The organism is Pseudomonas xantholysinigenes (assembly GCF_014268885.2).
Classification (GTDB): Bacteria; Pseudomonadota; Gammaproteobacteria; order Pseudomonadales; family Pseudomonadaceae; genus Aquipseudomonas; species Aquipseudomonas xantholysinigenes.
The window spans coordinates 2031244-2043923 of the sequence record NZ_CP077095.1; the positions used below are offsets into that span (position 1 = coordinate 2031244).

A 12680-nucleotide genomic window follows, 5' to 3' on the forward strand; every position below is an offset into this window, starting at 1 on the left:
GCGACATGACAAATTGCTGGGGCCGCTCTGCGGCCCTTTCGCGACACAAGGCCGCTCCTACAGGGAGCGTGCCGAACCGGAAAATGAAAGGAGTCGCACATGGCCAAGCGTTCCCGCCCGGCAGCCTTCATCGACGACCCGCTGTGGTACAAGGACGCGGTGATCTACCAGCTGCACGTGAAATCGTTCTTCGATTCGAACAACGACGGCATCGGCGATTTCGCAGGCCTGATCGGCAAGCTCGACTACATTGCCGAACTGGGCGTCAACACCCTCTGGCTGTTGCCGTTCTATCCCTCGCCGCGGCGCGACGACGGCTATGACATCGCCGAGTACAAGGCCGTGCATCCGGACTACGGCAGCATGGCCGAGGCCAGGCGCTTCATTGCCGAGGCGCACAAGCGCGGCCTGCGGGTGATCACCGAACTGGTCATCAACCATACCTCCGACCAGCACCCCTGGTTCCAGCGCGCCCGCCACGCCAAGCGCGGCAGCAAGGCCCGGGACTTCTACGTGTGGTCCGACGACGAGCAGAAGTACGACGGCACGCGGATCATCTTCCTCGACACCGAAAAATCCAACTGGACCTGGGACCCGGTGGCCGGCCAGTACTTCTGGCATCGCTTCTACTCGCACCAGCCGGACCTGAACTTCGACAACCCGCAGGTGCTCAAGGCGGTGATCGGGGTGATGCGCTACTGGCTCGATATTGGCGTCGACGGCCTGCGCCTGGATGCCATCCCCTACCTGATCGAGCGCGACGGCACCAACAACGAAAACCTCCCCGAAACCCACGCCGTGCTCAAGGCCATCCGCGCCGAGATCGACGCCAACTACCCCGACCGCATGCTGCTGGCCGAAGCCAACCAGTGGCCGGAGGACACTCGCCCGTACTTCGGCGAGGGCGATGGCGACGAGTGCCACATGGCTTTCCACTTCCCGCTGATGCCGCGCATGTACATGGCCCTGGCCATGGAGGACCGCTTCCCGATCACCGACATCCTGCGCCAGACCCCGGAGATCCCGGCCAACTGCCAGTGGGCGATCTTCCTGCGCAACCATGATGAGCTGACCTTGGAAATGGTTACCGACCGTGAACGCGACTACCTGTGGAACTACTACGCCGAGGACCGTCGCGCGCGCATCAACCTCGGCATCCGCCGGCGCCTGGCGCCGTTGCTGCAGCGTGACCGGCGGCGCATCGAGCTGCTCACCAGCCTGCTGTTGTCGATGCCCGGCACGCCGACCCTGTACTACGGTGACGAGCTGGGCATGGGCGACAACATCTACCTGGGCGACCGCGACGGCGTGCGCACACCGATGCAGTGGTCGCCGGACCGCAACGGCGGTTTTTCCCGCGCCGACCCGCAACGCCTGGTGCTGCCGCCGATCATGGACCCGCTGTACGGCTACCAGACCATCAACGTCGAGGCCCAGGCCCACGACCCGCATTCGCTGCTCAATTGGAACCGCCGCCTGCTCGCGGTGCGCAAGCAGCAGAAGGCCTTTGGCCGTGGCACCTTGAAGATGCTTGCCCCGAGCAACCGCCGCATCCTGGCCTATCTGCGCGAGTACAGCGACCCGGACGGCAACAGCGAGGTGGTGCTGTGCGTGGCCAACGTTTCGCGCGCCGCCCAGGCCGCCGAACTGGAGCTGTCGCAGTACGCGCAGCGGGTGCCGGTAGAGATGCTTGGCGGCAGCGCCTTCCCGCCGATCGGCCAATTGCCATTCCTGCTGACCTTGCCGCCTTACGGCTTCTACTGGTTCTTGCTGGCTTCCCATGACCGTATGCCCAGCTGGCATGTCCAGCCCGCCGAGGGCCTGCCCGAACTGACCACCCTGGTGCTGCGCAAGCGCATGGAGGAGTTACTCGAAGCACCGGCGCGCGACACCTTGCAGGGCACCATCCTGCCGCAGTACCTGCCCAAGCGGCGCTGGTTCGCCGGCAAGGCAGGGCCGCTCGAACAGGTGCGCTTGCGCTATGGCGTGCGCTTCGGCACCTCGGCCTTGCCGGTGTTGCTCAGCGAAGTCGAGGTGCGAGGTAATGACGCTGCCATCTGCTACCAACTGCCGTTCGGCCTGCTGCCGGAAGAGCAGATCAATGCCGCGCTGCCTCAGCAACTGGCGCTGTCGCGGGTACGCCGGGGGCGCCAGGTGGGGCTGATCACCGATGCCTTCGTGCTGGAGTCGTTCGTTCGCGCCGTGCTGCGCGGCTGCCAGGACGGTCTACGTTTGCCCTGCGGCGAGGGCCTGGGCGAGTTGCGTTTCGAATGCAACGAGCAGCTCGCTGCCCTGGCCCTGGATGATGACAGCGAAGTGCGCTACCTCGGCGCCGAGCAGTCCAACAGTTCGGTGGTGGTCGGCGGCAGCCTGGTGCTCAAGCTGATCCGCCGGGTCAACCCAGGGGTGCACCCGGAGCTGGAAATGAGTGCCTACCTGACCGCCGCCGGCTTCAGCAATATTTCACCGCTGCTGGCTTGGGTCAGCCGTATCGATGAGGGCGAACAGCCGCACCTATTGATGATTGCCCAGGGTTACCTGAGCAACCAGGGCGATGCCTGGGACTGGACCCAGAACACCCTGGAGCGGGCGATCCGCGACGAGATGGAGCCGAACAGTCGCGAACAGGAGGGGCACACCGATGCCCTGGCCGAGCTGCGCGGTTTCGCCGCCTTGCTCGGCCAGCGCCTGGGCGAGATGCACCTGCTGCTCGCGGCGCCGACGGCCAACCAAGCCTTCGCGCCGCGCGTGAGCGACGCCAGCGACAGCGCTCGTTGGCGCTCCCAGGTCGGCGCCGAGCTGGCCCATGCCCTTGACCTGCTGGCCCTGCACCGCGACACGCTGGACAACGACAGCCAGGCCCTGGTCGATGATTTGCAACAACAATGTGAAGGCCTGCAACAGCACGTCGACGAACTCGCGCGGCGGGCCCAGGGCGGCTTGTTGATGCGGGTGCACGGCGACCTGCACCTGGGCCAGGTGCTGGTGGTGCAGGGCGACGCCTACCTGATCGATTTCGAGGGCGAGCCGGCGCGGCCGCTAGACGAGCGCCGGGCCAGGCACAGCCCGTACAAGGACGTCAGCGGCGTGCTGCGCTCGTTCGACTATGCTGCTGCGATGATCCTGCGTAGCGCCTCGGCGGTGGACCTGTCCGACGCGGCTCGCCAGGCCCGCCAGCGGGTCGCCCGGCAGTACCTGCATCAGTCGCGTCACGCCTTCGTCGAAGCCTACGGCCTGGCCACCGCCGCCATGCCCCATGCCTGGCAGCAGGCCGAGGGCGAGCGCGCGGCGCTGGAGCTGTTCTGCCTGGAGAAGGCCGCCTACGAGATCACCTATGAGGCCGAGAACCGGCCAAGCTGGCTGGCCGTGCCTTTGCATGGATTGCATGGGTTGATCAGTACCTGGGGTGAAGCATGAGCCTGAAAGACCCAGGGGCCGCAACGCAGCGCCAGCGTTATCAATGAACACATGGAAAGGGGCAGTGAGATGAATGCAACCACGCGTGACAACGGCGGCCTTCGGCAACGGGATCTCGACGCCCTGGCCCGCGCCGAGCACGCCGATCCATTTGCCGTGCTGGGCCCCCATGGTGACGGCGCGGGCGGCCTGTTCGTCCGTGCTTTCCTGCCCAATGCCCTGAACGCACGACTGCTGGCGCGCCACGATGGGCGGGTCCTTGCCGAAATGGTGCAGGGCAGCGTGCCAGGGCTGTTCATCGCGCACCTCGATGAGGCGCAGGCCTACCTGCTGCAGATCGGCTGGGCCGGCGGCGAGCAGGTTACCGAGGACCCTTACTGCTTTGGCCCGCAACTGGGCGACATGGACCTCTACCTGTTCGCCGAAGGCAACCACCGCGACCTGTCCGGGCGTTTCGGCGCCCAGCCGACCGTTGTCGACGGTGTCGCGGGCGTGTGCTTCTCGGTGTGGGCGCCCAACGCCCGGCGGGTCTCGGTGGTCGGTGGCTTCAACAACTGGGACGGGCGCCGCCACCCCATGCGCCTGCGCCACAGTGCCGGGGTGTGGGAGCTGTTCGTGCCCAGGCTCGCCGTGGGCGAGACCTACAAGTTCGAGGTATTGGGCGCGGACGGCGTGCTGCCGCTCAAGGCCGACCCGCTGGCCCGCGCCACCGAGCTGCCACCGAGTACCGCCTCGAAGGTGGCCGGGCCGCTGGCCCACGCCTGGCGCGATCACGACTGGATGGCGCAACGCGCCCAGCGTCACGCCTACAGTGCGCCGCTGTCGATCTACGAGCTGCACGCCGGCTCCTGGCGCTGCGAGCTGGATGACGCCGGCGAAGTGGCGCGCTACTACAACTGGCGCGAGTTGGCCGAGCGCCTGGTGCCCTACGTGCAGGAACTGGGCTTCACCCATATCGAGCTGATGCCGATCATGGAGCACCCGTTCGGCGGCTCCTGGGGTTATCAGCCGCTGTCGCTGTTCGCGCCTACTTCACGCTATGGCAGCGCCGAGGACTTCGCGCACTTCATCGACGCCTGCCACCAGGGCGGCATCGGCGTGATCCTCGACTGGGTGCCGGCGCATTTCCCCACCGACGAGCACGGTCTGGCACGCTTCGACGGCACCGCGTTGTACGAGTACGACAACCCGCTGGAAGGCTTCCACCAGGACTGGAACACGCTGATCTACAACCTTGGCCGCAACGAGGTGCGCGGCTTCATGCTGGCCTCGGCGCTGCACTGGCTCAAGCACTTCCATATCGACGGCCTGCGAGTCGACGCGGTGGCCTCGATGCTCTACCGCGACTATTCGCGCAAGGCCGGCGAATGGGTGCCCAACCGCCATGGCGGGCGCGAGAACCTCGAGGCCATCGACTTCATCCGCCACCTCAACGGCGTTGCCGCCCATGAGGCGCCAGGCGCGTTGATCATCGCCGAGGAGTCCACCGCCTGGCCCGGGGTCAGCCAGCCGGTGCAGCAGGGTGGGTTGGGCTTTGCCTACAAGTGGAACATGGGCTGGATGCACGACACCCTGCACTACATCCAGAACGACCCGATCCACCGCACCTTCCACCACAACGAGATGAGCTTCGGGCTGATCTACGCGTACTCCGAGCATTTCATCCTGCCGATTTCCCATGACGAGGTGGTGCACGGCAAGCATTCGCTGATCGACAAGATGCCCGGCGACCGTTGGCAGAAGTTCGCCAACCTGCGGGCCTACCTGGCCTTCATGTGGACCCATCCGGGTAAGAAGCTGCTGTTCATGGGTTGCGAATTCGGCCAGTGGCGCGAGTGGAACCACGACCAGCAGCTGGACTGGTACCTGCTGCAATATTCGGAGCACCAAGGGGTGCAGAAACTGGTGGCCGACCTCAATCTCCTGTACCGCGAGCTGCCGGCGCTGCACGAGCAGGACTGCCAGCCCCAGGGGTTCCAGTGGCTGATCGGTGATGACGCGCACAACAGTGTGTATGCCTGGCTACGCTGGAGCAGCCAGGGCGAGCCGTTGCTGGTGGTGGCCAACTTTACACCGGTACCGCGCGTGGGCTACCGCATTGGCGTGCCGTTCGGCGCACAGTGGCGGGAATTGCTCAACAGCGATGCCGAGCTGTATGCAGGCTCGAACGTGGGGAATCTGGGGGCAGTGGCCAGCGAGGCGATCAGTAGCCATGGGCAGCCGCTGTCGCTGGCGCTGAACCTGCCGCCGTTAGGGGTGTTGCTGATCAAGCCGGCCTGATGAATTGACGGTTTCGGCCATTTGCCGGCCCATCGGCATCATGGCCGCAACCAGCTCAGCAGCGCCTGGTGGAACTTGCCCGGCGCTTCGATCTGTGGCGCGTGTCCCAGCCCTTCGAAGGTCACCAGCTTGCCCTGCGGGATCAGCCCTGCCACCTGCGGCCCGAGCACCTTGTACCGGCCCAGCCTGGCCTTGACCTCGGGCGGCGCGATATCGCTGCCGATGGCCGTGGTGTCCTGGTCCCCGATCAGCAACAGGGTCGGCATCTTCAGGTCCTTGAACTCATGCACCACGGGCTGGGTGAAGATCATGTCGTAGATCAGCGCCGAGTTCCACGCCACCGCCTCATGTCCCGGCCCCTTGTTCAGCCCCACCAGCATCTGCACCCAGCGTTCGTATTCGGGCTTCCAGCGCCCGGCGTAGTAGGTGTTGCGCTCGTAGTTGCGCACCCCTTCGGCATCGAGCTTGAGCTCGCGGGCGTACCACTGGTCGACCGTGCGGTAGGGCACGCCCAACGCTTTCCAGTCTTCCAGCCCGATGGGGTTGACCAGCGCCAGGCGTTCGACCTGTCCGGGGTACATCAGCGCGTAGCGGGTGGCCAGCATGCCGCCGGTGGAGTGGCCGAGGACGATGGCCTTGTCCACGCCCAGTTTCGCCAGCAGGGCGTGGGTGTTGTCGGCCAGTTGCTGGAAGCTGTACTGGTAGTGCGCCGGCTTGCTCGAGGTGCAGAAACCGACCTGGTCAGGCGCGATCACCCGGTAGCCGGCCTGGCTCAGGGCATTGATGGTGGACTCCCAGGTGCCGGCGCAGAAGTTCTTGCCATGCATCAGTACCAGGTTGTGGCCGTTGGCCTTGCCCTTGGCGGGCAGGTCGATGTAACCCATTTGCAGGGCCTGGCCCTGGGACTGGAAGTCGAAGTGCTGGAGTGGGTACGGGTAGGCGAAGCCTTCGAGTTGCTTGCCATAGGTGGGCGGTTCGCCAGCGATGGCGCCCCCTGCGGCGAGGCAGGCAAGGGCGAAGGTGGTTGCGCGCAGCATGGGATCACTCCGTGTCGGGCCATGTCGGAAAGGGCGACTTTAGCAGCCGACCGCGCCTGAGCAGCGTGAAAGGTGTTACCCGCTGTGAACCCAGCCCAGGGTGATCATCGCCACCACGATGTAGCGCCCGCCCTTGGCCAGGGTGACCAGCAGTAGGAAGCGCCAGAAAGGTTCGCGCATGATCCCGGCGATCAGTGTCAGCGGGTCGCCGATCACCGGCATCCAGCTTAGCAGCAGCGACCATTGTCCCCAGCGCTGGTAGCGCTGCTGGGCGCGTTGCAGTTGGCTGGCGCTGAACGGGAACCAGCGCCTGTCACGCAGGTGCTCGATGGCCCGGCCCAGCAGCCAGTTGACCAGTGAACCCAGCACGTTGCCCAGGGTGGCCACCAGCAACAGCAGCATCCAGGCCTGGGGCTCGCGCAGCAGCAGGCCGACCAGCACGGCCTCGGACTGCAGGGGCAACAGGGTGGCGGCGCCAAAGGCGCTGAGGAACAGCGCCCCGAAGCTGAGCATCAGTAGCGGGCGACCACGGTGTCCTGGCCATCCTGGGTCACGCCGATGACCTGGTAGGCGTCCTTGTGGTCACCCATTTCCATGCCCGGCGAGCCCATGGGCATGCCCGGCACGGCGAGGCCCTTGAGGTCGTCGCGCTGGGCCAGCAGGCGCACTTGCTCGGCCGGCACATGGCCTTCGACGAACTTGCCGTCGATCACCCCGGTGTGGCACGAGGCCAGGCGCGGTGCTACGCCCAGGCGCTGCTTGACTGCGCTCATGTTTGGCTCGACATGGTCGTTGACGATGAAGCCGCTGTCGCTCAGGTGCTTGATCCATTCCTTGCAGCAACCGCAGTTGGGATCGCGGTAGACGTCGATGGTCTGTGCGGCCTGGGCCAGGCCGGTGATGGCTAGCAGGCCGAGGGTAAGCAGGTGTTTGCGCAGCATGGTGAAGCTCCTGTGAAACTAAACACATCGGGTTGATTGGTACGGATGGCCCCTGTGGAAACGGGTTTACCCGCGAAAGGGATAGTGGGTTCACTGGCGCTTTCGCGGGTAAACCCGCTCCCACAGGGGCCGTGTCAGGCCTTAAAAGCGCAGGCGGACCCCGGCCACCAGCCGGGTCTGGCCGATGTCCTCGTCCTCTTCTCGGGCCTGGTCGGCGCGGTTGCCGTGCAGGCGGTTGAAGCTGACCCCGACATAGGGCGCAAAACCTCGGCTGATCTCGTAGCGCAGGCGCAGTCCCACTTCGCTTTCGGCCAGGCCCGAGCCTTGTTCGCGGCCGGCATCGTCGCGCCCGAAGAAGTTGGCTTCGACGGTCGGCTCCAGGACCCAGCGGTTGGTCAGCAGCATAGCGTAACCGGCCTCCAGGCGCAGCGCGGTCTGCTGGCGCTCGCCGGCGTAGGCGGTGGCTTCCAGCTCCAGGCCATACAGCGGCGTGCCCTGGATGCCGAAGGCGGCCCAGCTCTGGCCGTTGGCGGGCTTGAAGTCCTGGCGCACACCGCCAACCAGCTCCCACCAGGGGCTGATGGCATGGCCCCAGAGCGCCTGCAGTTCGGCCTTGTGGGTCTTGCCCTGTTCCCGCTCACCCTCGCTGCGCAGCCACAGGCGGTCGATATCGCCACCGATCCAGGCATTGGCGTTCCAGTTCAGCGCGCCGCTGTTCTCGAAATTCTGGTACTCCAGCTGGTCGACGATCACCGCCCAGTTGATCGCCCGGTCATGCACCTGGTGCCCGGGCAGCGGCGGGAAGGCGGCGCGCCGGTCGGCGTCGGTGATGGTCGGCAGGGGCGTGCGCGGTTGAGTGGTGCTGGGCGCGCCGTGATTCATCTGGCTGTGGTCCATCAGCGGCATGGCGCCGTGGTTCATCTGGCTATGGTCCATGCCCGCGGCCAGGACGCGCTCGCTGGCCAGCAAGGCGACGACGGCGACAGCGCGGGCGATACGGCGGTTGCTGATCTCATTCATCGACGCGCACCTCGCGGAACATGCCGGTCTCCATGTGGTAGAGCAGGTGGCAGTGGTAGGCCCAGCGGCCCAGGGCGTCGGCACTGACGCGGTAGCTGCGCCGGCTGCCGGGTGGCATGTCGATGGTGTGTTTGCGCACCAGGAAGCGGCCCTGTTCATCTTCCAGGTCGCTCCACATGCCATGCAGGTGGATGGGGTGGGTCATCATGGTGTCGTTGACCAGGGTGATGCGCACCCGCTCGCCGTATTTCAGGCGCAATGGCTCGGCGTCGCTGAACTTGATGCCGTCGAACGACCAGGCGAAGCGCTCCATGTGCCCGGTCAGGTGCAGTTCGATATCCCGCGACGGTTCGCGCCCGTCCGGATCGGGGTAGGGGCTGCGCAGGTCGGCGTAGGTCAGGACCCGGCGGCCATTGCCACGCAGGCCGATGCCGGGGTCGGCGAGGTTGGCGCGGGGGGCCATGGTCTGCATGTCTACCAGCGGGTTGTCGGTTTCGCTGGCGGGGTGTGCCTGCATGCCAGGCATGCTGGCCATGTTCGAGTGGTCCATGCCGGCCATGCCCGCATGGTCCATCTGGCCCATGCCGCCGTGGCCCATGTCGTCCATGCTCAGCAGCGGACGCGGGTCGGGCGTGGGCACCGGAGCCTGCAAGCCGGTCACGCGGGCCAGGGTGCCGCGGGCGTAGCCGGTGCGGTCCATGCTCTGGGCGAACAGCGTGTAGGCGGGCAGGTCACCAACGCTGACCAGCACGTCGTAGGTCTCGGCCACGGCGATGCGCAGTTCGTCCACGGTGACCGGCGTCACCGGCAATCCGTCGGCGGCGATCACCGTCAGCTTCAACCCGGGGATGCGGAAGTCGAAGTAGGTCATGGCCGAGGCGTTGATCAGGCGCAGGCGCACGGTTTCACCGGGCTGGAACAGGCAGGTGAAGTTGCCGTCCGGCGGCTGGCCATTGAGCAGGTAGGTGTAGCTGGCGGCGCTGATGTCGGCCAGGTCGGTCGGGCTCATGCGCATCTTCGCCCAGGCCCAGCGCTCGCTGACGGTCGAGCGCCAGCCGTGGTCGGCGACATCATCGATGAAGTCGCCGACCGTGCGCTTGTGGTAGTTGAAGGCGTCGGACTGTTTCTTCAGCGTGGCCATCAGGGCTTCCGGCGCCTGGTCCGACCAGTCGCTGAACAGCAGCACATGGTCACGCTGGTAGATGTGCGGCTCGGGCTCGCGGGGCTCGATGACGATGGCGCCATATACCCCGGCCTGCTCCTGCAACCCGGAGTGGCTGTGATACCAGTAGGTGCCGCTCTGGCGCAGGGTGAACTGGTAGCGATAGTCGCCGCCCGGCTCGATGCCGGCGAAGCTCAGGCCCGGCACGCCGTCCATGTTGGCGGGCAGGATGATGCCGTGCCAGTGGATCGAGGTCGGTTGGTCCAGGTGGTTGCGCACGCGCAGGGTCACGCTGTCGCCCTCGCGCCAGCGCAGTACCGGGCCGGGCAGGCTGTTGTTGATGGTCTGGGCGATGCGCGGGCGGCCGGTGATGTTGACCGGGGTCGGGCCGATGAACAGGTCGAACTGCTGGCCGCTGAGGTCGTGCGGCGGTAGCCGCCCTTCGGCGGCCTGGGCCAACGGGCGCCACAGGCCGAGGCCGGCGAGGGCGGTGGCGGCGCCCAGGCCCTTGACGAAGGTGCGGCGGGTTGGTGTCGGTGGCATGGCGTGCTCTCGCAACTGACTGGAAGCGCCTCGGCGCGGGGCGAGTTCGCTCCTACAAAGGCACCTTGGCCAGTGGGAGCGGTTTTACCCCGTGATGGGCATGAGCGCGATCCTCGCCGCCAGCGCCTGACAGTCACCTGAGGCGCGGATTACAGATTTGTCAGGCGAGGTGCCAACGGTAGGTGTTCCTTGTGCTTTTACAGAGGACGGAGCGATAGGGTGTAGGACCTTTCTCTATTTGCTGGATGCCCATGCACAATTCATCACTGGTTTCACTGTCCCAGTCCCAGGCTAACCTGATTGGCCTTGGTTCACATTTATCCGTGGAGGAGCGCAATGACCTGTTCGACCTGCTCACCCATGCCGAAGGTTTTGCCAGCCGGTTCCTCGATCACGAAGAGCTGTGGAAGCCTTGGTTGGACCGCTATCGCAATCGCCTGGAGAAGCACGGTTGCATCAGCAGGGGCAGCCTGAGCCATCCGCCACAGGTCATCAATGACTATGCCGATTTCGATGCCCAGCTAGGCCCGGTTGGTACGGGCGGCGTGCCCGCTCAGTTAGCGCGGCAAGCGCGTGACGCCCTCGGCGTGTTGCGTGGCAGTGCTTTCGCCCGGCGCTTTTTCCAGCGCGGATCCGCAAACGGCCAGAGCTCGACGTTTCTGGTGACGCCCTGTCTGAGGGATGCGCGAGGCCGGATCGAATTTGCGGTCTATGCGTTTCAGCTCAACGCGTCGGTCGAGATCCGCGACTTCGACTTCTGGACTGAAACGCGTCGCGATATCGTGGTGTGGCACGTTGGCACGGCTTATCGCTTCGACCGCGAGCAGTTTGCCGCTTATCGCGAGCAGGTCCAGAAGGATCTGCTCGGCTGGTCGCAACGCGCGCTGGAGGAGCTATCGCTCTAAGCGTCGGGCAGGTCGCGCATCAACAGTCCGTAGGCCAGCGACACCTGCTCCGGGATCGGCAGGTAGACGGTGTGGCCATCGCCCGGCGCGACGTCCACGGCCTGTTGCTGGCTGTTGCGCATGCGTTCGAGGTCGAAATGGTAGTTGCCGCGAGGGGTCATCAACTCCAGGTGGTCGCCGACGGCAAAGCGGTTCTTCACTTTCACTTCGGCCAGACCCTCGACCCGCAGGCCGGTCAGCTCGCCAACGAACTGCTGGCGTTCGGATACCGAGTTGCCACGCTGGTAGTTCTGGTACTCGTCGTGCACGTGGCGGCGCAGGAAGCCCTCGGTGTAGCCACGCTGGGCCAGGGATTCGAGGTTGTCCATCAGGCCGCGGTCGAAGGGACGCCCGGCCACCGCGTCGTCGATGGCCTGGCGGTACGATTGCACGGCACGGGCGCAGTAGAAGTGCGACTTGGTGCGGCCCTCGATCTTCAGCGAATGCACGCCCATGTGGGTCAGCCGCTCGACATGCTGGATGGCTCGCAGGTCCTTGGCATTCATGATGTAGGTGCCGTGCTCGTCCTCGAAGGCGGGCATCTGTTCGCCTGGGCGGTTGCTTTCCTGGAGCAGGAACACCTGGTCGGTGGGCGCGCCGAGCCCCAGGGTCGGCTCGACCTCGCGGACGATATCGCCGGTGGCATTCTCGCTGGCCGGGGTGGCGTCGTACTGCCAGCGGCAGGCGTTGGTGCAGGTGCCCTGGTTGGCGTCGCGCTTGTTCAGGTAGCCGGACAACAGGCAGCGCCCGGAGTAGGCCATGCACAGCGCGCCATGGACGAACACTTCCAGCTCCATGTCCGGCACCTGCTGGCGAATTTCCTCGATCTCTTCCAGCGACAGTTCCCGGGACAGGATCACCCGCGACAGGCCCATGCCCTGCCAGAAGCGCACGGCCGCCCAGTTCACCGTGTTGGCCTGCACCGAGAGGTGGATGGGCATCTGCGGGAAGTGTTCGCGCACCAGCATGATCAAGCCCGGGTCGGACATGATCAGCGCGTCGGGGCCCATCGCGATGACGGGCGCCAGGTCCTTGAGGAAGGTCTTGAGCTTGGCGTTGTGCGGGGCGATGTTGACCACCACGTAGAAGCGCTTGCCCAGGGCGTGGGCTTCCTGGATGCCGAGGGCCAGGTTGGCGTGGTCGAATTCGTTGTTGCGCACCCGCAGGCTGTAGCGCGGCTGGCCGGCATAGACCGCGTCGGCGCCGTAGGCGAAGGCATAGCGCAGGGTCTTGAGGGTGCCGGCGGGGGCGAGCAGTTCGGGCGAGGCGGGTGAGGTCATGGTGCGCACCGGGGGCAAAAGGCGCGGATGCTAAGGCGCGGTTGCATGGCCGGTAT

The 12680-nt window shown here is 65.9% G+C and carries 9 protein-coding genes; 3 read left to right on the plus strand and 6 right to left on the minus strand.

The features are described from left to right. Positions 1–99 precede the first annotated feature (99 nt). Together treS and glgB are read left to right on the plus strand one after the other, a co-directional pair. A complete protein-coding gene (gene treS, locus HU772_RS09175) occupies positions 100–3417 on the plus strand; it encodes a maltose alpha-D-glucosyltransferase (RefSeq protein ID WP_186660414.1) in 3318 nt (1105 codons plus the stop codon). A 69-nt stretch (positions 3418–3486) separates the two neighbouring features. Then, complete coding sequence (gene glgB, locus HU772_RS09180; RefSeq protein WP_186660416.1) at positions 3487–5697, plus strand: 1,4-alpha-glucan branching protein GlgB; 2211 nt, start codon at positions 3487–3489, stop codon at positions 5695–5697. Positions 5698–5735: 38 nt separating this feature from the next. Here glgB and HU772_RS09185 read toward each other — a convergent pair whose 3' ends face one another. The 5 genes from HU772_RS09185 to HU772_RS09205 all read right to left on the minus strand — a co-directional run bounded on the left by HU772_RS09185 (position 5736) and on the right by HU772_RS09205 (position 10400). Further along, complete coding sequence (locus tag HU772_RS09185) at positions 5736–6734, minus strand: alpha/beta fold hydrolase (RefSeq protein ID WP_186660417.1); 999 nt, start codon at positions 6732–6734, stop codon at positions 5736–5738. A gap of 75 nt (positions 6735–6809) precedes the next feature. Continuing rightward, the gene (locus HU772_RS09190; RefSeq protein WP_186660419.1) at positions 6810–7247 is read right to left on the minus strand and encodes a YqaA family protein; all 438 of its coding nucleotides are present in this window, start codon (positions 7245–7247) and stop codon (positions 6810–6812) included. Continuing rightward, complete coding sequence (locus tag HU772_RS09195; RefSeq protein WP_186660421.1) at positions 7247–7675, minus strand: DUF411 domain-containing protein; 429 nt, start codon at positions 7673–7675, stop codon at positions 7247–7249. The genes HU772_RS09190 and HU772_RS09195 overlap by 1 nt, the downstream gene beginning before the upstream one ends. A 141-nt stretch (positions 7676–7816) precedes the next feature. After that, on the minus strand, positions 7817–8695 hold the full coding sequence (locus HU772_RS09200; protein ID WP_186660423.1) for a copper resistance protein B: 879 nt from the start codon (positions 8693–8695) through the stop codon (positions 7817–7819). Next, complete coding sequence (locus HU772_RS09205) at positions 8688–10400, minus strand: copper resistance system multicopper oxidase (protein WP_186660424.1); 1713 nt, start codon at positions 10398–10400, stop codon at positions 8688–8690. Before HU772_RS09205 ends, HU772_RS09200 begins: the two co-directional genes overlap by 8 nt. 251 nt (positions 10401–10651) lie before the next feature. On the opposite strand from HU772_RS09205, the gene HU772_RS09210 reads away from it, so the two are divergent. Further along, positions 10652–11305: a hypothetical protein gene (locus HU772_RS09210; RefSeq protein ID WP_186660426.1), complete on the plus strand. Its 654-nt coding sequence runs from the start codon at positions 10652–10654 to the stop codon at positions 11303–11305. Here the strand turns inward: HU772_RS09210 and trhP are convergent. Then, positions 11302–12624, minus strand: coding sequence for a prephenate-dependent tRNA uridine(34) hydroxylase TrhP (gene trhP / locus HU772_RS09215; RefSeq protein ID WP_186660428.1), 1323 nt, complete (start codon positions 12622–12624; stop codon positions 11302–11304). The genes HU772_RS09210 and trhP overlap by 4 nt on opposite strands. Between the last annotated feature and the right edge of the window lie 56 nt (positions 12625–12680).

Coding starts and splice junctions, on each gene's coding strand:
- treS (WP_186660414.1), top strand. CDS start 100: ATGGCCAAGCGTTCCCGCCCGGCAGCCTTCATCGACGACCCGCTGTGG.
- glgB (WP_186660416.1), top strand. CDS start 3,487: ATGAATGCAACCACGCGTGACAACGGCGGCCTTCGGCAACGGGATCTC.
- HU772_RS09185 (WP_186660417.1), bottom strand. CDS start 6,734: ATGCTGCGCGCAACCACCTTCGCCCTTGCCTGCCTCGCCGCAGGGGGC.
- HU772_RS09190 (WP_186660419.1), bottom strand. CDS start 7,247: ATGCTCAGCTTCGGGGCGCTGTTCCTCAGCGCCTTTGGCGCCGCCACC.
- HU772_RS09195 (WP_186660421.1), bottom strand. CDS start 7,675: ATGCTGCGCAAACACCTGCTTACCCTCGGCCTGCTAGCCATCACCGGC.
- HU772_RS09200 (WP_186660423.1), bottom strand. CDS start 8,695: ATGAATGAGATCAGCAACCGCCGTATCGCCCGCGCTGTCGCCGTCGTC.
- HU772_RS09205 (WP_186660424.1), bottom strand. CDS start 10,400: ATGCCACCGACACCAACCCGCCGCACCTTCGTCAAGGGCCTGGGCGCC.
- HU772_RS09210 (WP_186660426.1), top strand. CDS start 10,652: ATGCACAATTCATCACTGGTTTCACTGTCCCAGTCCCAGGCTAACCTG.
- trhP (WP_186660428.1), bottom strand. CDS start 12,624: ATGACCTCACCCGCCTCGCCCGAACTGCTCGCCCCCGCCGGCACCCTC.